Raw genomic sequence first — 20,448 nt, forward strand, 5'->3', positions numbered from 1 at the left:
GATGACGCTCAAGGTCGAAAACCTCTCCACCCATTTCTTCACCCGCGACGGTGTCGCCAAGGCGGTCGACGGCGTGTCCTTCGAGATCGGTCGCGGCGAGATTCTGGGACTCGTCGGCGAGTCTGGCTCGGGCAAGTCGATCACCGGCTTCTCCATCCTCGGGCTGGTCGACCCGCCGGGACGCGTGACTGGCGGCAAGATCCTGTTCCAGGGCCAGGACCTCGTCGGACGCTCGCCCCAGGAGATGCGCGCCATCAGGGGCAAGAAGATTGCCATGATCTTCCAGGACCCGATGATGACGCTCAACCCGGTGCTGTCGATCGAGACCCAGATGGTCGAGGCCGTGCGGGCCCACGACAAGGTGTCGAAGGCCGATGCCCGGGCGCGCGCCGTCGAAGCACTTGGCCTCGTCGGCATACCTTCGCCGGACGAGCGGCTGGCGGCGTACCCGCACCAGTTTTCGGGCGGCATGCGCCAGCGTGTGGCCATTGCGATTGCGCTGCTGCACCGACCTGAGTTGATCATCGCGGACGAGCCCACCACCGCACTTGATGTCACCATCCAGTCGCAGATCCTGGCGGTCATCCAGCGGCTCAGCGGCGAATTCGGCATGTCGCTGATCTGGATCAGCCACGATCTTGGCGTGGTCGCCGGCCTCGCCCAGAAGGTCGCGGTCATGTATGCGGGCCGCATCGTCGAGACAGGCACGGTCGACGATGTGCTCGACCGCCCTGTTCATCCCTATACGATCGGCCTGATGCGCTCGGTCCCCGCCAATCTCGATCGCGGCGAGGCCTTGACGCCGATCCCCGGCATGGCGCCCTCGCCCCTCAGGCGGCCGTCCGGCTGCCCGTTCAGGCTGCGCTGTTTTGCAGCCACCGCCGCCTGCGAGGCGGAACCGGAGGCTTCGGCCTTCGACGGTCATCTCTATCGCTGCTTCAACCCACAATTCGAGAGGGCAGCATGACCCCGCTGATCGAAGGCATCGGCGTGTCCAGGCGCTTCTCGCGCGGCCTGGACTATGCCGAAAAGCTGGCCCGCATGTTCGGCGCCAAGCTGGAAGAGCGTGTCGTTCATGCCGTCGACGATGTCTCGCTGGCCATCAATCCGGGCGAGGTCGTCGGCCTTGTTGGCGAATCCGGCTGCGGCAAGTCCACGCTCGGGCGCATCATGGCGGGCATCCTGCCCCAGTCCACTGGTACGATGCGCTGGGAGGGTAAGGACATCTCGGCGCTGCCCCGGCAGGAGGCCAAGGCTGTCCGGCTGACCTCGCAGATGATCTTCCAGGATCCGATGTCGTCGCTCAACCCGCGCAAGACGATCCTCGACATCATCGGCGAGGCGCCTGTGGCCCATTGCATGGTGCCGAAGCGCCAGGCGCCTGACATGGTGGCTGCGTTGATGGAGCGTGTCGGCCTCGACCCGTCCTATCTCAAGCGCTACCCACACCAGTTCTCTGGCGGCCAGCGCCAGCGTATCGGCATCGCCCGGGCGCTGGCGGTCAAGCCACGCTTCCTGATCTGCGACGAATCGGTGTCGGCGCTGGACGTGTCTATCCAGGCGCAGATCCTGAACCTGTTCATGGAGCTGAAGCAGGAGTTGGGGCTGACCTACCTTTTCATCAGCCACGATCTCGGCGTGGTGAAACACATCTCCGACCGCGTCGCGATCATGTATCTCGGCCGCATTGTCGAGAGCGCACCGGCCGATGCGTTCTTTGCCGCGCCGAACCACCCCTACACGATGGCGCTGCTGTCGGAGGTGCCGACCATCAAACAGCGGCGACGCCAGTTCAATCCGGTCAAGGGCGAGATTCCGTCACCGTTGCACCCGCCGAGCGGCTGCCATTTCCACCCGCGTTGCCCGCATGCCTTCGACCGCTGCCGCCGGGAGCGGCCGTTGCTGCGCGAGATCGCGCCGGGGCACATCAGCGCCTGCCATCTCAATGAAACGCCGGTGAGCGTGATCGCCCGCCCGGCCGAGATCACGACCTAACCAACACAAAGGGGAGCCTAAAAATGAACCTGATCCGATCCACAGTCGCCGGCCTGCTTCTGGCCACCAGCCTGTCGACCGCGGCCCTTGCCGCCGACCTCGTCGTCGGCATCTCTACCGAGCCGTCGTCGGTCGATCCGCAGTTTTCGCGCACCGGCAACAACCAGAACCTGGCGCAACAGGTGTTCGGCCGCCTGGTCGAGCCGGATGCCAATCTGCAGGTCAAGCCGAACCTTGCCGAGAGCTGGAAGAACGTCGACCCGCTGACCTGGGAGGTGAAACTGCGGTCCGGCGTGAAGTTCCATGACGGCTCGCCGCTGACCGCCGAGGACGTGGTTTACTCGCTTGAGCGCATCTCCAAGATCGAGAATAGCCCGGCGCCGTTCACCGCCAATGTCGGGCCGATCGCCAAGATGGAGATCGTCGATCCGCAGACCATTCGTTTCACCACCAAGAAGCCAACGCCGCAATTCATGGAACTGGCCGGCATGGTCTACATCGTCTCGAAGAAGGCGACCGAGGGCAAAACCAGCCAGGACTTCATCGGCGGCGCCGCTGCCATCGGAACCGGTCCTTACAAGTTCGTCGAATGGGTGCCCGGCGACCGCCTCGTGCTCCAGCGCAATGACGATTTCTGGGGCGACAAGCCGGAATTCGAAAAGGTGACTTTCCGCGCCATTTCCAACGATGCTGCTCGGGTCGCTGCCCTTCGCTCCGGCGCGGTCGACCTGATCGACGCCGTGCCACCGGCCGATGTCGCGACGCTCAAGGGCATCGAGAACATCGCACTGCATTCGACCCCGTCGGCGCGTATCGTCTATCTGGCGCTGGACTCGGCGCGCGACGAAAGCCCCTTCGTTACCGACAAGGACGGCAAGAACCTGGTGCCGAACCCGCTCAGGGACACGCGTGTTCGCCAGGCAATGTCCAAGATGGTCGACCGCCAGCTTTTGATTGACCGCATCCTGTCCGGTGCAGGCGTGCCGGCGGGGCAACTCGTGCCCGAGGGCATCGGTGGCCATTCCGACAAGCTCGAGCCAGGTGCTATCGACCTTGAGGGGGCCAAGAAGCTGCTCGCCGAGGCCGGCCATGCCGATGGCTTCGGTATCACCATCCACTCGTCCAACGACCGCTTCGCCGGTGACGCCGACGTGGCGCAGGCGCTGGGCCAGCTTTTCGCGCGCGGCGGCCTCAAGGTGAACGGCGTCGTTACCCAGCCCTACAGCGTCTATGCAGGTGCCGCCGGCAAGCAGGAATTCAGCGCCTTCATCTTCTCCTTCGGCACCACCACGCCGTCCTCGGCATCGGGCATGAACAACGTTCTGATGACCTACGACAAGGAGGCCGGCACCGGCTCGTTCAACCGCGCCCGCTACTCGAACCCGGCCTATGACGAGAAGATGCGTGCAGCATTGTCGGAATTCGATGTCGACAAGCGCAATGCCCTGCTCGCCGAAGCCGCGGAGATTGCCTTCGGCGACGCTGCGATCCTGCCGCTCTATTGGCCTGTGGTGACATGGGCGAGCCGCGCCGACATCGACTACACCGCCAACAAGGCAGAGGACACGCTGGCCGCCTATGCGCGGACGGCAAAGTAAGCACGACATGGAAGCGACTGCCGAAGCGATGGATGTTTTCGTATTGCCGGCGCCAGAGCCGGTTGCCGGGGGCGTCGTGGTTCACCGCGACGTCATGGTGACGATGCGTGACGGGATCCGTCTGGCCACAGACATCTATCGCCCGGCTCAAAATGGAGTACCGGCGGGGCAAGCCCTGCCGGTTCTCCTAGAGCGCACGGCCTACGGCAAAAGCGAGCGCTCGCGCTCGGAAATCGAAGTCGGCATGGAACGGCCGATGACGCGTGCCGAGGTGGCGACACATTTCGTTCGCCACGGCTACGTCGTCGCCTATCAGGATTGTCGTGGCCGCAATGGTTCGGAAGGCGAGTTCGTCAAATATCTCGCCGAGGGACCCGACGGCTACGACACCATCGCCTGGCTGGTCGAGCAGCCCTGGTCGAATGGCCGGGTCGGCACCATGGGCCTTTCCTACGCGGCGCATACGCAGATGGCGCTTGCCTGCCTCAATCCGCCAGGCCTCGCCGCGATGGTGCTGGACTCCGGCGGCTTCTCCAACGCCTTCACCTGTGGCATCCGCCAGGGCGGGGCGTTCGAGCTGAAGCAGGCGACCTGGGCCTACAATCACGCGCGCGAGGCAGGGGCTGCAAAGGACAATCCTGATCTGCTTAGGGCGCTTGAGGCAGAGGACGTCAGGGAGTGGTTCAAAGCCATGCCCTGGTCGGAGGGGCGTTCGCCGGTGCGCTGGGTTCCCGAATATGAGGGCTATCTGCTCGAGCAATGGCGCCGGGGCACATTCGACGATTACTGGAAGCAGCCAGGGATCTATGCCCTGGACAGCTACGACACCTTCCCCAATGTGGCCGTGGCGCTGGTGTCGAGTTGGTACGACGCCTATGTGCGGACGACCTTCGAGAACTACGAGGGCCTGTCGCGAGATCCGAACCGACCGCTGTCGGTGGTGATGGGCCCCAACCTGCACGGCAACCGCAATGCCACCTTTGCCGGGGATGTCGATTTCGGCAGCGCTGCGCCGCTTGGCGGCAATGTCGCCGAAAGCTGGCTGGAGTTCCGCCGCCGCTGGTTCGACCGCTGGCTGAAGAACGTCGACAATGCAGTCGAAGCCGATCCGCGCGTCCGCCTGTTCCTGATGGGCGGCGGTTCGGGACGGCGCACCGCCGAAGGCCGCATCGACCATGGCGGTCGCTGGATCGCCGCGCCCGATTGGCCATTGCCGGCAGGCAGCAGGCTCGCGCTGAACCTGCATCCAAATGGCAGCTTGTCGGAGACGCTTCCCAGCGTGGACGCTGCCCCCTTCGTCTACGACTTCGATCCGAAGAACCCGGTGCCTACGATCGGTGGGGCGCTGACCAGCGGCCAGCCGGTGTTTGAGGGCGGCGGTTTCGACCAGCGCGAAAGCAGCCGGTTCTTTGGCTGCGGCGATACAAACATGCCGCTCGCAGCAAGGCTCGACGTGCTGTCATTCGAGACCGAGCCGCTTGGCGAGGACATGGCGGTGGTGGGACCCGTCGAGATCGAGCTTTTCGCCGCGACCGATGGCCTCGACACCGACTTCACCGCCAAGCTGGTCGATGTCTACCCGCCGAGCGAAGAGTTTCCGACCGGATTTGCGATGATCGTCACGGACGGCATCTTCCGCTGTCGCTATCGCAACGGCTTCGCAGCACCGCAGCCTTGCGTGCCTGACGAGATGATGAAGATCACCATCGAGCCTTTCGCGACCGCCAATCTGTTCAAGAAGGGTCACAGGCTGCGGCTCGATATCTCGTCGTCAAACTTCCCGAAATACGACGTCAATCCGAACACAGGTGCGCCCGAAGGGCGTGGCCGCACAAGTCGCGTCGCCCGCAACACGGTGTTCTGCGATGCAGCCAGGCCGTCGCGCCTCAACCTTCAGGTTGTGGCCGCAGACAGGTTCGAGCCGTTGTCACCGCTGAAGCCGTAGAGGGCTTCCTTAGGGCTCGTCAGGCGTCGTAAGCATGCCTTGCGACGCGAGTTGCTGTCGTATGAGGTCGCGAACCGCATCCTGGCGGTTGGCGTCGGGCAAATATTGTCGCCTATAGTTGTCGATGGCGAATGCGACCGCGTCCGAGAATCTCAAATGCACTGCCACGCTGCCGCCGCTGGGCGGTCGCCCGCGCTTCGTCTTGTTCCCCGCCATTTTTCAACTCTTTCCCTTAAAGAATATAAAATTCTTATAGGGAAAATTATGGATTTCAAGCAGAGACACATGCCTGGTTCTGGATTCAGTGCAGCTATGGCGAGGGGCAGGACCCTTGCCAGGGCCGCATCTGGCGAACTCGCCAACGGGGGAGCGAGTTAGCTGGTTTTCCGCTGGAGATTTCTGCGATCCGGTCACACAGGCTCGGGAAAAGGTTGATCATGAAGGGAACGAGAAGTATTTCTCTTGTCGACAAAAGGATTGCCAGATGACCGAAGCCGATACGAACACCATCCCTGAACGCAAGCGCGGCTCTGGCGTGAAGATGGTCTATGACCTTCTGCGCGACGAGATTCTCGATCTCGTCCTGCTGCCGGGCAGCCCGATCGACGAGGTGCAGCTTGCCGAGCGTTTCAAGATGTCGCGCACGCCGATCCGCGAGGCGCTGGTGCGGCTGGCGGGCGAGGGCCTGATAGATACGCTGCCCAACCGCTCGACCATGGTGTCGAATATCGACTTCCTCAACATGCACACCTATTTCGACGCGCTGGTGCTAATGTACCGCGTGACCACAAGGCTGGCGGCCCAATATCACCGCCCCGAGGACCTCAAGGTGATCCGCGCCCACCAGGCCGAATTCGCCGCCGCCGTGCAGGCGCAGGACGCACTCGCCATGATCGCCACCAACGCGGCCCTGCACCAGGCGATCTCGGAGGCCGGGCGCAATCCTTATTTCACCAGCCTGTTCAACCGGCTGCTCGACGAGGGGCGGCGCATCCTTAGGCTCTACTACCAGTCCTACGAAGACCGGCTGCCGCAGCGTTTCGTCGACGAACACGAGGACATGATCGCGGTGATTGCGGCTCGCGACGTCGACGCCGCTGACCAGCTGGCCAAGGCGCATGCCGAGCAGATCGTGCACCAGATCCAGAAGCTCTTTACCCGCAATGACAGGCTTGAAGTGGCGTTGTAAGTTTCTGTCGATTTCTTGTCGACAAATAAAATGCAAAGCGTATAATCGACGGCGAGGGCACGGAAACGGCGTCGTTTTGACGTGGCGGTCGTGCCGATATGACAGGCCCAGAGGAGTTTGAGATGAAGGCGAAGATTTTCACTGGCGTAATCCCCGCACTGATGACCCCCTGCAAGGAGGATCGCACCCCCGATTTCGACGCGCTCGTCCGCAAGGGCAAGGAGCTGATCGCGCAGGGCATGTCTGCCGTTGTTTATTGCGGCTCCATGGGTGATTGGCCGCTGCTCACCGACGAGCAGCGCATGGAAGGCGTCGAGCGCCTAGTGAAGGCCGGCGTGCCTGTCATCGTCGGCACCGGCGGCATCAACAGCGCCTCGGCCGTGGCTCATGCCGCGCACGCCCAGAAAGTTGGCGCGCATGGCCTGATGGTCATCCCCCGCGTTTTGTCGCGTGGCCCGTCGCTCACCGCCCAGAAGGCGCATTTCAAGGCGATCCTGTCGGCGGCTCCCGATCTGCCCGCGGTCATCTACAACAGCCCGTACTACGGCTTTGCCACTCGTGCCGACCTGTTCTTCGCGCTCCGTGCCGAGCACAAGAACCTCGTCGGTTTCAAGGAATTCGGCGGCAACGCCGACATGCGCTATGCGGCCGAGAACATCACCAGCCGCGATGACGGCGTTTCGCTGATGATCGGCGTCGACACGGCTGTCTTCCACGGCTTCGTCAATTGTGGCGCAACCGGCGCCATTACCGGCATCGGCAACGTGCTGCCGAAGGAAGTGATCCACCTCTGCAACCTGTCGCAGGCTGCGGCTGCCGGCGACGTCGATGCCCGCCAGCGCGCGCTGGAGCTGGAGCAGGCGTTGGCCGTGCTGTCGTCCTTCGACGAAGGCCCCGACCTCGTCCTCTACTTCAAGCACATGATGGTGATGAAGGGCGACAAGGAGTACACGCTCCACTTCAACGAGACCGACGCCCTGACTGACAGCCAGCGCGGCTATTGCGAGGCACAGTTCAAACTGTTCAACGCCTGGTACGGCGCATGGAGCAAGCTTCCCGGCGCGGTCGAGAAGTACAAGGGTTGATCTGGTCCCGAGGCGAATGAAAAAGAAAGGCCCTCCCGAGTGATCGGGAGGGCCTTTTTTGTTTGGGTTGAGGGTCGGTCTTTTTTGAGCTCGTGTGTGACTGGTAGCGCCCCGCTCCGCGTTGCTTTTGCGAGGCACCTCCCCGCAGTCGATCGGGGGGAGGTGTTTGCGCAGCAAGCCGGGGTCGGAGGCGATTTTCCGGAAGGTGGTCGGGCCCGTTACGAGACCGCGTCGAGCCCCTGCGCCAGCAGGCGGTCGAGCAGCTCCATCTCGGCTGCGTTGAGCACGATGCCTTCCGCCTCCGATTTGGTGCGGGCGACGTAGCGGCGCTGGGAGGGCAGGCGGGCGCCCTGGCCGGCGATGGCTTCGAACAGCGTCTCGGCGCGGGCGAAGGGATCGCCGGGACGGCCGGCGGCGAAGGCCTTGGGCGAGAAGGCGAGGATAAGCTCGCCATGCGGCGGGGCCAGCGTCGTGGTGCCCAGATATTCCAGCACTTCCGGGCTGGTCAGATCGCCGATCATGATGCCGGCGAGCAGCTCGATCATCGTGCCGATGGCCGAGCCCTTGTGGCCGCCGAAGGGCAGCATGGCGCCGGCAAGTGCCGCCGTCGGATCTGTGGTCGGCTTGCCGTCTGCGTCGATGGCCCAGCCCTCAGGCAGTGGCTTGCCGGCACGGCGATGCAGTTCGATCTCGCCGCGCGCGGCGACCGAGGTGGCGAAATCGAAGACGTAGGGCGACTTGTCCGGGCGCGGCCAGCCAAAGGCGAAGGGGTTGGTGCCGAGCAGCGGCTTGTTGCCGCCTGCGGGCGCCACCGAGGCGTAGCTCGGGCACATTACCAGGCCGGCCAGACCCTGATCGGTGATCGCCTCGACCTCCGGCCAGAGGGCGGAAAAATGGGTGCAGTCGTTGATGACAAGCGCCGCAAGGCCAAAGGAGCGGGCGCGTTCGACCAACGCCGGCAAGCCGAGCTCGAAGGCCGGATTGGCGAAACCGCTCCTGGCATTGACCCTGACGATGGCCGAGCCTTCCTGCGGCAGCAATTCCGGCTCGGCGTCGGGCTTTACCTTGCCGGCCTTGACCGTGCGTAGCGTGCCTTCGATGCGGTAGATGCCGTGCGATTTGCAGGCGTCGCGCTCGCCGGCAACGATCACCCGGGCCAGCGCGCCTGACTGGACGGCATTCAGCCCTGCCTTGCGGAAGATCGCCTCGACGCGCTCGTGCAGCGCGCTGATGGGCAGGGCAGTGGTCTCACTCATCTCGTCTCTCTCATGCATGGCTGGGCCTGACAGGCGGGCACGGCGGTTGAAGTTTTGCATACATAGAGTATACAAATACTCGACAAGTGCAATTCGACTGCGCGTCGATCGTCACCAAAGGACGCGCCGGTCATCCAGAAAGGAACGTCGCATGGCTTTCACTCCCAAGGGAAAACACCTCGTTGCGGGCGAATGGCTCGACGGAGCCGGCACCTTCGCCAGCGCGCCTGCGCATGGCCCCGTGCACCAGTTTGCCGCGGGCACCGTCGATCTGGTTAACCGCGCGTGCGAAGCAGCCGAGGATGCCTTCTGGAGCTACGCCAATTCGTCGCGACAGGAACGCGCCGCCTTCCTGCGCGCAATTGCCGACGAGATTGAGGCACGCGCCGCCGAGATCACCGAGATCGGCAGCCAGGAAACCGGCCTGCCGGAGGCCCGCCTGCAAGGCGAGCGTGGCCGCACGACCGGTCAGCTTCGCCTGTTCGCCGACCATATCGAGAAGGGTGACTATCTCGACCGTCGCCTGGATGCCGCATTGCCCGACCGCCAGCCGCTGCCGCGCCCGGAGATAAGGCTGATCCAGCGCCCGGTGGGTCCTGTCGCAGTGTTCGGCGCCTCGAACTTCCCGCTCGCGTTTTCGACTGCCGGCGGCGACACGGCGGCGGCACTCGCAGCCGGCTGCCCGGTCGTGGTCAAGGGCCACTCGGCCCATCCCGGCACCGGTGAGATCGTCGCCCAGGCGATTGCCGCGGCGATTGCCAGCACGGGCGTTCATCCGGGCGTGTTCTCGCTGATCCAAGGCGGCAGCCGCGACGTCGGCCATGCGCTGGTCAAGCATCCGCTGATCAAGGCCGTGGGCTTCACCGGCTCGCTCGCCGGCGGCCGTGCCCTGTTTGATCTCTGCGCGCAGCGTCCGGAGCCGATCCCGTTCTTCGGCGAGCTCGGTTCGGTCAACCCGATGATGATGCTGCCGGAAGCGATGAAGGCGCGTGGCGAAGCCCTGGGGCAGGGCTGGGCCGGGTCGCTGACCATGGGGGCTGGCCAGTTCTGCACCAATCCCGGCATCGCCGTGGTGATCGACGGCGCCGATGCCGACCGCTTCGTGGCTGCCGCCACCGAAGCGCTTGCCAAGGTCGGGCCGCAGACCATGCTGACCGACGGCATCGCCAAGGCCTATCATGAGGGTGCAGCACGCTTTGCCACGCGCAACACGGTCAAGCCGCTGCTGACGACCGAATCGTCGGGTCGCAGCGCGACGCCGAACTTGTTCGAGACGACGGGCGCGCAGTTCGTGTCCGACCATCTGCTCGGCGAAGAGGTCTTCGGGCCGCTTGGCATGGTCGTTCGTGTCGGCTCGCTCGACGAGATGGAGCAGATCGCGCGCGGCTTCGAAGGTCAGCTGACCGCGACAATCCATATGGACGCCGCCGACCTCGAAGCGGCCCGTCGCCTGCGCCCGGTGCTCGAGCGCAAGGCTGGCCGTGTGCTGGTCAACGGCTTCCCGACCGGTGTCGAGGTGGCCGATTCGATGGTGCATGGCGGGCCCTATCCGGCCTCGACCAATTTCGGCGCAACCAGTGTCGGCACCATGTCGATCCGCCGCTTCCTGCGCCCGGTTTCCTACCAGAACATGCCGGAAGGCCTGCTGCCCGAAGACTTCCTCGGCTGATCTCTCGATTTGCCGGCTAAGTCCGGACCTCCCCTTGCGGGAGGCCCGGCGCCGGTGGCGTCGTAAGCCGACATTTCGGATACTTTTTGTATACGACTTGTATTTTTAATTTGATTTACGCTCTCCGACGCGGAATAGTGCGCCGCCGTCAACCGACAGACAGACCTACTCAGGGAGAGAGTGTGACAATGAAGACTTCGGTTCTCGCCTTCGGCCTCATGGCCGCCACCGCACTGACCGGCCAGGCTCACGCCGACAAGCTGGACGACATCATCGCTTCGGGCACGCTGCGCTGCGCCGTCGTGCTCGACTTCCCGCCGATGGGTTCGCGCGACGCGAGCAACAACCCGATCGGCTTCGACGTCGACTACTGCAACGATCTGGCCAAGGCGCTCGGCGTCACCGCCGAGATCGTCGAGACGCCGTTCCCCGAGCGCATTCCCGCGCTGATGTCGGGCCGCGTCGATGTCGGCGTCGCCTCGACCTCGGATACTCTGGAGCGCGCCAAGACCGTCGGCATGACGGTTCCCTACTTCGCATTCCAGATGGCCGTCACCTCCAACGACAAGACCGGCATCAAGTCATTCGAGGACATGAAGGGCAAAGTCGTGGGCGCCACCGCCGGCACCTATGAAGCCATCGCTCTCGAAAAGCAGGTCAAGGAATGGGGCGTGGGCGAGTTCCGTCCTTACCAGACCCAGGCCGACGTGTTCCTGGCTCTGAGCCAGGGTCAGCTCGACGCCACCGTGTCGACCTCGACGGTTGCCCAGGCCAACGTCAAGACCGGCAAGTTCCCCGGCATCTCCGTGGTCGGCAACGCGCCATTCGACATCGACTATGTCGCGCTGTTCACCAACCGTGAGGAATACGGCCTCATCAACTACCTGAACCTGTTCATCAACCAGCAGGTCCGCACCGGCCGTTACAAGGAACTTTACGAAAAGTGGGTCGGCGGCGAGCTGCCGTCTCTTGCGGTGAACGGCGTTTACCGCTGATCTGACCGTTTCTATGGCGGCGCGAGGCTAAGCCTCGCGCCGTTGATCCTTTTCGAAAGGTGAGACGGCAATGTTCAACTACACCTTCCATTGGAATCAGGCCCTCAAGGCCCTGCCGCAGATGCTTGATGGCGCGCTGGTCACCCTGCAGATCGCGCTGCTGTCGATGATCATCGGGATGGCGATCGCCATCGCGCTGACCTTCTTCCGGTTGTCCGGCAATCGCCTTCTTGGCGGTTTCGCCACCGCCTGGGTCGAAATCGCGCGCAACACGCCTGCGCTGTTCCAGATCTACATGGCCCATTTCGGCCTCGGCAATTTCGGCATCCACCTGAGCCCATTCATCGCGCTCCTGGTCGGCATCGCCTTCAACAATGCAGGTTATCTGGCTGAGAATTTCCGTGGCGCGCTCAAGGCGATCCCGGAGACGCAGACACGCGCCGGCCGCTCGCTTGGTATGACATCGCTGCAGGCTTTTCGACTGATCGTGATGCCGCAGATGTTGCGCGTCGCATTCCTGCCGGCCACCAACCAGATGGTCTGGGCGATCCTGATGACCTCGCTTGGCGTCACCGTCGGCATGAACACCGACCTCGCCGGCGTCACGCAGGAGCTGAATGCGCGCTCGTTCCGCACCTTCGAGTTCTTCGCCATCGCAGCAGTCATCTACTACCTCATCGCCAAGGCGGTGACGCTGGCTGCCCGCGTCTTCGCCGCGCGCATGTTCCGCTACTGAGAGAGGTGAGAGATGTTCAACACTGCCCTCTCGTGGAGTGACCTGGCCTTCCTTGCGCAAGGCGCGGGGATGACGCTTGCCGTCACCGCCGTGTCCGTCGCCGCCGGTACCGTGCTCGGCATCCTGTTCGGTATCATCCGTTTCCAGATCGGCCCTTACTGGGCCGCCCCGCTGACCTTCATCCTCGACGTCTTTCGTTCGGTCCCACTGCTCATCCAACTGGTCCTGGGCAATGCGCTGCAGGCCATCATGAAGCTGGGGTGGGCGCCGTTCACCACCTCCTGCGTGGTGCTGTCGCTCTACACGGCCGCTTATTGTACAGAGATCGTGCGCGGCGGCATCGATTCCGTACCGACGAACACGCGCCGTGCCGCACGCTCGCTCGGCATGACCTGGTGGCAGGACATGCGTTACATTGTGGCGCCGCTCGCCATCCGCGTTTCACTGCCTTCGTGGATCGGATTGACGCTGGGCGTGATGAAGGACTCCGCACTGGTGCTGTGGCTCGGGCTGATCGAGTTGTTGCGCGCCTCGCAGATCCTCGTCACCCGCCTGCAGGAGCCGCTGTTTATCCTGCTGATCTGCGGCGCCATCTATTTCATCATCAGCCTTCCCATCGCCCGACTTGGCGGGTATCTCGAGAAACGGTGGTCCCCCAATGATTGAGATCGAAAACGTCCGCAAATCCTTCGGCCAGCTGGAGGTCCTCAAGGGCATCAACCTCACCGTCCAGAAGGGTGAGGTCGTCACCATCATCGGCGGTTCGGGCTCGGGCAAGTCGACGCTTCTGACCTGCATCAACGGTTTGGAGTCGATCGCCGCGGGCCGTGTGGTGATCGACGGCACCGACGTGCATGCCAAGGGCACAGACCTCAACAAGCTGCGCCAGAAGGTCGGCATCGTGTTCCAGCAGTGGAACGCCTTCCCGCATCTGACGGTGCTGGAAAACGTCATGCTTGCCCCCCGCAAGGTGCTTGGCCTCTCCAAGGAAAAGGCTGAGGAAATGGCGGTGAAGCAGTTGACCCATGTTGGTCTTGCCGAGAAGCTTTCGGTCTACCCGAACCGCATGTCAGGCGGCCAGCAGCAGCGCATGGCCATTGCCCGTGCGCTCGCCATGTCGCCCACCTACATGCTGTTCGACGAGGTGACCTCGGCGCTCGATCCGATGCTTGTGGGCGAAGTGCTCGACACGCTGCGCATGCTCGCTTCCGAGGGCATGACAATGATCTGTGTGACGCATGAGATGAAGTTTGCGCGCGAGGTTTCCGACCGCGTCGCCTTCTTCCACCAGGGCATCATGGCCGAGATCGCGCCGCCGGAGCAGCTGTTCGACGCGCCCCAGCACGCCGAGACCAAGAAGTTCCTTGCGGCAACGCATTGAGGGCATGATGAACGAGCAGGCCGACGTCATCGTCATCGGAGCGGGAGTTGTCGGGCTCTCGGCGGCGATCGCCGCGCAGGCGCGCGGGCTGAAGGTTACGGTGCTGGACCGCGAGGGGCCGGCAGCCGGTGCCTCGGCCGGCAACGCCGGGGCCTTTGCCTTCACCGATATCCTCCCATTGGCCTCTCCAGGTATTCTGAAGAAAGCGCCGAAATGGCTGCTCGATCCGCTCGGCCCGCTGTCGGTGCCGCCAGCCTATGCCTTCCAGATCGCGCCTTGGATGTTCCGTTTCTGGCGGGCCTGCTCGGCGAAGCGCGTGGTGCATTCTACCACCGCCCAGACGGCGATGATGGACCTGTCCAAGGCCGAGCTCGAGCCCTTCCTGCACCAGACCGGCACGGCGCCGATGCTGCGCAAGGAAGGCAATCTCCAGGTCTATGAAGGCGAGGCCGAACTCAAGGCATCGCTGCCGGGCTGGCAGGCGCGTGAAGTGCATGGGATCGAGTTCCATCACCTCAACGCGGCCGACATGGCGGAGATTCAGCCGGGTCTCGCCAAACGCTTTACCCATGGCACGTTCACGCCGGGCTGGTTTTCGATTTCCGATCCCAGGCTCTATGTGCTGGCGCTTGCCGAGTATTTCCTGACGTCGGGCGGTTCCATCGAACGCGCCGAGGTGACGGCATTGCGGCCGGTCGAGGGCGGGGTCGAACTCGCCACGGCAGACGGCAGTGTCCGCCGTGCCGGCAAGGTCGTGCTGTCTGCTGGAGCCTTCTCGCACCGGATCGCCAAGACCCTTGGCGAGAGCATCCCGCTGGAGACCGAGCGCGGCTACAACACCACGCTGCCTTCCGATGCCTTCGACCTGCGCACGCAGGTGACCTTCGGTGGCCACGGCTTCGTCGTCACCAGGCTTTCGACGGGCATCCGCGTCGGCGGTGCGGTCGAACTCGGTGGCCTGAAGCTCGCGCCGAACTTCCGCCGCTCCGAAGCCATGCTGAAGAAGGCGCAGGCCTTCCTGCCGGGCCTCAAGCCGGGCGGCGGCGTGCAATGGATGGGTTTCCGCCCGTCGCTGCCCGACAGCCTGCCAGCCATCGGTGCTGCGCGCGCCACCGACCGCGTCATCTATGCATTCGGCCATGGCCATCTCGGCCTGACCCAATCGGCAGGCACTGCTCGGATCGTCGCCGATCTTCTGACCGGCAAGACGCCCGCCATCGACATCGCATCCTTCTCGCCTCAAAGATTCTGACAGGGGTCTAAACTATGGCCAATCATACTTTCTCGTGCCTCGACGGACACACATGCGGCAATCCCGTCCGTCTCGTTTCGGGCGGCGGCCCGCGCCTCGAGGGCGCCAACATGCTGGAAAAGCGCGCGCATTTCCTGCGCGAGTTCGACTGGATCCGCACCGGGCTGATGTATGAGCCGCGCGGCCACGACATGATGTCGGGCTCGATCCTCTATCCGCCGACGCGCCCGGACTGCGACGTTGCCGTGCTGTTCATCGAGACTTCGGGCTGCCTGCCTATGTGCGGACACGGCACCATCGGCACCATCACCATGGCCATCGAGAACGGCCTGATCACCCCGCGCGAGCCCGGCAAGCTGTCGATCGACGCGCCGGCCGGCAAGGTCGACATTACCTACCGCCAGGAAGGCCGTTTCGTCGAGGAAGTGCGCCTGACCAACGTTCCCGGCTTCCTCTATGCAGAGGGCCTGACCGCTGAGGTCGAGGGCCTGGGCGAGATCGTCGTCGACGTCGCCTATGGCGGCAATTTCTACGCCATCGTCGAGCCGCAGAAGAATTTCCGAGATATGGCCGACCACACGGCCGGTGAAATGGTGGGCTGGAGCCCGAAGCTGCGCGCAGCGCTCAACGCCAAATACGAGTTCGTCCACCCCGAGCACCCGGAGATCCAGGGACTCAGCCACATCCAGTGGACCGGCAAGCCGACGGTCGAAGGCGCGCATGCGCGCAACGCCGTTTTCTACGGCGAGAAAGCCATCGACCGCTCGCCCTGTGGCACCGGCACGTCGGCGCGCATGGCCCAGCTCGCGGCCAAGGGCAAGCTGAAGGTCGGCGACGAGTTCTGGCATGAATCGATCATCGGCTCGATCTTCAAGGGCCGGGTCGAAGCGGCGACCAAGGTGGCCGACCGCGACGCGATCATCCCGTCCATAGCCGGCTGGGCCCGGCAGACCGGCATCAACACCATCTTCATCGATGACCGCGATCCATTCGCACACGGCTTCGTGGTGAAATGAGCCAGGAAGCACCCGCTCGCAGCATCCTGGGCGGCGCGGCCAGCGGGCCGGTCATCGCCTCCCGCGAAGCGTTGAGTTTCTGGGGCGGGGTTAATCCCGCCACCGGAAGCGTCATCGACGTTCACCATCCGCTGCACGGTACGTGCCTGACCGGCAGCATCCTGATGATGCCGTCGAGCCGGGGCTCGTGCACAGGCTCGGGCGTGCTTCTGGACCTCGTCCTGACTGGCCGCGCGCCGGCGGCGCTTGTGTTTTCCGAAGCCGAGGATGTGCTGACGCTTGGCGCGCTGATCGCTTCCGAGCTGTTCGGCAAGCCGCTGCCGGTGCTTCGCCTGGCGCCCGAGGCTTATGAGGCTCTGTCGCGGGCCAAGTCGGCGAGCATCACCGACGCGGCCATCGAGGCCGACGGCCTCGTGCTGCCGGTCAGTCCGCCTGCCACATCCGAACTCGAACTTACCGAGACCGACCGCGCCATGCTCGACGGCGACGAGGGCGTGGCCGTGCAACAGGCGATGCGCATCATCTCGGCCATGGCAGCGCAACAGGGGGCGCGCCGACTGGTTGATGTGACCCAAGTCCATATCGACGGCTGCATCTATGCCAGCCCGGCGAACCTGACCTTTGCCGAAAAGATGGCCGACATGGGCGCGCGCGTCCGTGTTCCCTCGACGATGAACGCCATCTCTGTCGACCGCGCCAACTGGCAGGTGCAGGGCGTGCCCGACGACTTTGGCGATCCGGCCGCAAGGCTGGCCGATGCCTATGTCCGCATGGGCTGCCGGCCGACCTTCACCTGTTCGCCCTATCTGCTCGACAGCGCGCCCGGACGGGGCGAGACGATCGCCTGGGCGGAATCCAACGCGGTGATCTTTGCCAACACCGTACTTGGCGCTCGCACGGCGAAGCACCCTGATTTCCTCGACCTCTGCATCGCGCTGACGGGCCGTGCGCCGCTATCGGGCGTCTATCTCGACATCCACCGCAAGGCTATGCGCGTCATCGACGTCGAATTGCCCGAAGCCGTGGATGACGCGTTCTGGCCGCTGGTCGGCTATCTCGCCGGCAAGGCGGCGCCCGATCGCATCCCGCTATTGCGTGGGCTCGCCGCCGGAAGCCCGTCGCGTGACGACCTCAAGGCACTCTGCGCGGCCTTCGGCACGACATCGGCGGCCCCCATGCTGCACATTGATGGTGTGACGCCGGAGGCAGAAGGTGCTGCTGACAGGGAGGCGGAGCGCGTGGCGATTACGCGAGCCGACATGACTGCCGCATGGAAGGTGTTGAACGCCGGACCGGCAGAGGTTGAGCTGGTGGCCATCGGCAGCCCTCACGCTTCACTCGACGAATGCCGCTCGCTTGCTGCAGCGCTCGACGGCCGCAAACGCAGGCCCGATGTGTCAGTGATCGTTACTGCCGGCAACCAGGTGATTTCGGATGCCCGTGCCGACGGCACGCTGGCGCAGCTTGAGGCGAGCGGCGTGCAGGTGCTCCCCGACCTGTGCTGGTGCTCGATCTCGGAGCCGGTGTTTCCGACGCGGACGCGGGCGCTGATGACCAATTCCGGCAAATACGCCCATTACGGCCCTGGCCTTTCCGGGCGCGCTGTACGTTTCGGCAACCTCGCCGATTGCGTCACCGCAGCCCTAACCGGGCATGTGCCCGAGCGTTTGCCGGCCTGGCTTTCCTAGTTCGTCTTACGCAGTTCTGTCCGGGAACCGCTCCGATCAGGAATTGCCCCGAGGAGGTAACATGCGCAGTACAAAGACCATCCATGTGATTTCGGCCCATGCCGAGGGCGAGGTCGGCGACGTCATCGTCGGCGGCGTGACGCCGCCGCCAGGCGATACGATCTGGGAGCAGAGCCGCTGGATCGCCCGCGACAACACCTTGCGCAATTTCGTGCTGAACGAGCCGCGTGGCGGCGTGTTCCGCCATGTCAACCTGCTGGTGCCGCCGAAGCATCCGGAAGCAGACGCGGCCTTCATCATCATGGAGCCGGAAGATACCCCGCCCATGTCTGGCTCGAACTCGATCTGCGTGTCGACGGTGCTGCTCGACAGCGGCATCGTGCCGATGCAGGAGCCAATCACGGAAATGACGCTCGAAGCGCCCGGCGGCCTCGTCCGCGTCCGGGCCGAGTGCCGCAATGGCAAGGCCGAACGCATCTTCGTGCGCAACCTGCCGAGCTTCGCTGATCGACTGGATGCCAAGCTCGAAGTTGAGGGCCTTGGCACGCTCACTGTCGACACCGCTTATGGCGGCGACAGCTTCGTCATCGTCGACGCTGCTGCCCTGGGCTTCAGCCTGAAGGCGGACGAGGCTCACGACATTGCCAGGCTTGGCGTGAAGATCACCAATGCTGCCAATGCGTCACTCGGCTTCCATCACCCTGAGAATCCAGACTGGAAGCATTTTTCCTTCTGCTTGTTCGCTGGCCCGGTCGAGCGCACGGCCGAAGGCCTGCGTGCAGGGGCGGCAGTCGCGATCCAGCCCGGCAAGGTCGACCGCTCGCCGACGGGTACGGCGCTTTCTGCCCGCATGGCGGTGCTGCATGCCCGCGGCCAGATGGGGCTGGAAGACAGCCTGACGGCGGTTTCGGTGATCGGCTCAACCTTCACTGGCCGTATCGTTGGTACCACTGAAGTCGGCGGCCGCCCGGCCGTGCTGCCGGAAATCTCCGGCCGCGCCTGGATCACCGGCACGCACCAGCACATGCTTGACCCGTCGGACCCATGGCCGGAGGGCTATCGCCTGACCGACACCTGGGGCGCCCGGTAGAGCGCCATACATCGAGCCATACAGAGAAAGGGCGGGGCATTCCCGCCCTTTCTTGTTTTCGTAAAGGAGTTGCGGCCGGGCCTGTTTCAGCAAAGCGGCGGGGTACCCAAGTTAAAGGCGCCTCCACTTCGATTGTTGGGGTGGGTGGCAATTCAATAAGAAGAAATCCCGTAAGAAATCCTGTCCGAAGGCGACTACCTATTCATGACGACAGCGCCGGCAGATCTGAAGGACATCAGCGGCATCCCTGGGGATGCAGACGGGCGTTATCGTCTTGCCATCGACCTGCTCGGCACTGCGCTGGCTCGCCTGGCGGCAGGGTATGAGGCGAATGCGGCGGACCGGCAGGATCTGTTGCAGAACATCCATCTGCAGGTCTGGCGTAGCATGGCGTCCTTCGACGGCCGCTGCTCGCTGAGAACGTGGGTTTACCGTGTCGCCCACAATGTCGCCGCGGATCATGTCGCCATACAGCGGCGGCAGGGTGGCACGATCAGCCTCGGGGATCCCGACGGGGCCGGCGTAGAGGGGCGGGTGGAGTCGCATGAGGCTGTGGTCTCCGATCGCCTCGCTTTGGAGCAGATTCATGACCTCCTGCACCAGATGGCGCCAATCGACCAGCAGGTGATGCTTCTCTACCTGGAAGATGAAAGTGCCGCGACCATCGCCGAGGTCACCGGTCTATCGGCCGGCGCGGTCGCAACCCGAATCCATCGTCTCAAGCGCCGTTTGGCGGGCACCTTCGGCACGGAGGCAGGCTTATGAAGAAACTTCAGGACCATTGGAAGGATCAGGAGATGACCACGATCAGCCCCTCGCTTGATGATCTCAGGCAGCGCGAGGCGGAACTCGGCCTGATCACGCGCCGTCGCAACACCAGGGAGTATGTCGCCGGCGGCGTTGCAGCGGCCTTCTTGGCTGTGATGGGCGTGCTTGCTTTCGTGCGCGGCGAGGCGCCTGCCGACTTTGTCATGGCAGCCGGCTTCCTCGCGCTCACGGTGGGGCTGCTGCTGGCAGGCTGGCATCTGTTCCGCAGCAGCGGTCCTGTTGCTGGCGACCTCGCCGTCAGCGGCCGGGCGCATCTGCGCGCCCGGCTGGAACGGGAACACCGGCTGCTTGCCAGCGCCTGGCTGTGGTATGTCGGCCCGATGGTGCCTGGTTTCGTGCTGATCTATCTCGGCGCGTGGATGATCGATCCGGGCAAGCCGCTCTTTGTTGCCATCGCTGGCGGCCTGACACTGGTGCTGATGGCTGGTGTCGTGCTCGCCAATCGCCATGCCGCCAGGAATATCGAGCGCGAGATCCGCAAGCTCGACGAGTAGGAGGCGATTTATCGACATGTATAGGTTGCCGTCGAGATATCCGCTGCCTGTGTCGCCGACGGTAAAAACCCTTTGCGGCACAACCGTTTGGTGGGTTCGTTCTTGATGGATTCAACCGGCGGCAGCGGAAGGCAAAAGCCTTGATTCCACGCAATGGAGAGTCCCCCGAGCCGGCTTACAACCCCGGCGCGCAGGGGGCTCCTGGTGCGGCTGACTCAACGTCACCGACGA

The 20,448-nt window shown here is 64.1% G+C and carries 18 protein-coding genes; 17 read left to right on the forward strand and 1 reads right to left on the reverse strand.

What is annotated here, in order from left to right:
• Position 1 precedes the first annotated feature (1 nt).
• The 6 genes from NDO48_RS08035 (at position 2) to NDO48_RS08060 (ending at position 7,812) form a co-directional block, all read left to right on the forward strand.
• On the forward strand, positions 2 to 967 hold the full coding sequence (locus NDO48_RS08035) for an ABC transporter ATP-binding protein (protein ID WP_018430264.1): 966 nt from the start codon (positions 2 to 4) through the stop codon (positions 965 to 967).
• A complete protein-coding gene (locus tag NDO48_RS08040; RefSeq protein ID WP_018430263.1) occupies positions 964 to 1,995 on the forward strand; it encodes an ABC transporter ATP-binding protein in 1,032 nt (343 codons plus the stop codon). Before NDO48_RS08035 ends, NDO48_RS08040 begins: the two co-directional genes overlap by 4 nt.
• Before the next feature lie 23 nt (positions 1,996 to 2,018).
• Entirely contained in the window at positions 2,019 to 3,593 is a 1,575-nt protein-coding gene (locus tag NDO48_RS08045) for an ABC transporter substrate-binding protein (protein ID WP_267321268.1), read from the forward strand.
• 7 nt (positions 3,594 to 3,600) lie between these two features.
• The gene (locus tag NDO48_RS08050; RefSeq protein ID WP_018430261.1) at positions 3,601 to 5,538 is read left to right on the forward strand and encodes a CocE/NonD family hydrolase; all 1,938 of its coding nucleotides are present in this window, start codon (positions 3,601 to 3,603) and stop codon (positions 5,536 to 5,538) included.
• Positions 5,539 to 6,022: 484 nt separating this feature from the next.
• Positions 6,023 to 6,727, forward strand: a complete 705-nt coding sequence (locus NDO48_RS08055) for a GntR family transcriptional regulator (RefSeq protein WP_018430259.1) — start codon at positions 6,023 to 6,025, stop codon at positions 6,725 to 6,727.
• A gap of 122 nt (positions 6,728 to 6,849) precedes the next feature.
• Positions 6,850 to 7,812, forward strand: a complete 963-nt coding sequence (locus NDO48_RS08060; RefSeq protein ID WP_018430258.1) for a dihydrodipicolinate synthase family protein — start codon at positions 6,850 to 6,852, stop codon at positions 7,810 to 7,812.
• Between the two features lie 218 nt (positions 7,813 to 8,030).
• Here NDO48_RS08060 and NDO48_RS08065 read toward each other — a convergent pair whose 3' ends face one another.
• Complete coding sequence (locus NDO48_RS08065) at positions 8,031 to 9,068, reverse strand: Ldh family oxidoreductase (RefSeq protein WP_026227652.1); 1,038 nt, start codon at positions 9,066 to 9,068, stop codon at positions 8,031 to 8,033.
• A 151-nt stretch (positions 9,069 to 9,219) separates the two neighbouring features.
• On the opposite strand from NDO48_RS08065, the gene NDO48_RS08070 reads away from it, so the two are divergent.
• From NDO48_RS08070 to NDO48_RS08120, 11 genes are all read left to right on the forward strand, one after another.
• Positions 9,220 to 10,737: an aldehyde dehydrogenase (NADP(+)) gene (locus tag NDO48_RS08070; RefSeq protein ID WP_018430256.1), complete on the forward strand. Its 1,518-nt coding sequence runs from the start codon at positions 9,220 to 9,222 to the stop codon at positions 10,735 to 10,737.
• 188 nt (positions 10,738 to 10,925) lie between these two features.
• A complete protein-coding gene (locus NDO48_RS08075; protein ID WP_018430255.1) occupies positions 10,926 to 11,732 on the forward strand; it encodes a transporter substrate-binding domain-containing protein in 807 nt (268 codons plus the stop codon).
• A gap of 70 nt (positions 11,733 to 11,802) precedes the next feature.
• The gene (locus tag NDO48_RS08080; protein ID WP_267321269.1) at positions 11,803 to 12,468 is read left to right on the forward strand and encodes an amino acid ABC transporter permease; all 666 of its coding nucleotides are present in this window, start codon (positions 11,803 to 11,805) and stop codon (positions 12,466 to 12,468) included.
• A gap of 12 nt (positions 12,469 to 12,480) precedes the next feature.
• The gene (locus NDO48_RS08085) at positions 12,481 to 13,134 is read left to right on the forward strand and encodes an amino acid ABC transporter permease (protein ID WP_026227651.1); all 654 of its coding nucleotides are present in this window, start codon (positions 12,481 to 12,483) and stop codon (positions 13,132 to 13,134) included.
• Positions 13,127 to 13,849 (forward strand): amino acid ABC transporter ATP-binding protein, encoded by a 723-nt coding sequence (locus NDO48_RS08090; protein ID WP_018430252.1) that lies wholly within the window; start codon positions 13,127 to 13,129, stop codon positions 13,847 to 13,849. The genes NDO48_RS08085 and NDO48_RS08090 overlap by 8 nt, the downstream gene beginning before the upstream one ends.
• A 4-nt stretch (positions 13,850 to 13,853) precedes the next feature.
• On the forward strand, positions 13,854 to 15,101 hold the full coding sequence (locus NDO48_RS08095) for an FAD-dependent oxidoreductase (protein ID WP_018430251.1): 1,248 nt from the start codon (positions 13,854 to 13,856) through the stop codon (positions 15,099 to 15,101).
• 14 nt (positions 15,102 to 15,115) lie between these two features.
• Complete coding sequence (locus NDO48_RS08100; protein WP_018430250.1) at positions 15,116 to 16,117, forward strand: 4-hydroxyproline epimerase; 1,002 nt, start codon at positions 15,116 to 15,118, stop codon at positions 16,115 to 16,117.
• A complete protein-coding gene (locus tag NDO48_RS08105; RefSeq protein ID WP_018430249.1) occupies positions 16,114 to 17,805 on the forward strand; it encodes an aconitase X in 1,692 nt (563 codons plus the stop codon). Before NDO48_RS08100 ends, NDO48_RS08105 begins: the two co-directional genes overlap by 4 nt.
• Positions 17,806 to 17,866: 61 nt before the next feature.
• Positions 17,867 to 18,895 carry a trans-3-hydroxy-L-proline dehydratase gene (locus tag NDO48_RS08110; RefSeq protein ID WP_018430248.1) on the forward strand — a complete coding sequence of 343 codons (1,029 nt, stop codon included), beginning with the start codon at positions 17,867 to 17,869 and terminating at the stop codon, positions 18,893 to 18,895.
• A gap of 204 nt (positions 18,896 to 19,099) precedes the next feature.
• On the forward strand, positions 19,100 to 19,660 hold the full coding sequence (locus tag NDO48_RS08115) for an RNA polymerase sigma factor (protein ID WP_018430247.1): 561 nt from the start codon (positions 19,100 to 19,102) through the stop codon (positions 19,658 to 19,660).
• Positions 19,657 to 20,217, forward strand: a complete 561-nt coding sequence (locus NDO48_RS08120; RefSeq protein WP_018430246.1) for a hypothetical protein — start codon at positions 19,657 to 19,659, stop codon at positions 20,215 to 20,217. Before NDO48_RS08115 ends, NDO48_RS08120 begins: the two co-directional genes overlap by 4 nt.
• The last annotated feature ends 231 nt before the right edge of the window (positions 20,218 to 20,448 follow it).

Source organism: Aminobacter sp. MET-1, from assembly GCF_026521175.1.
In the GTDB taxonomy this organism is placed as follows: Bacteria; Pseudomonadota; Alphaproteobacteria; order Rhizobiales; family Rhizobiaceae; genus Aminobacter.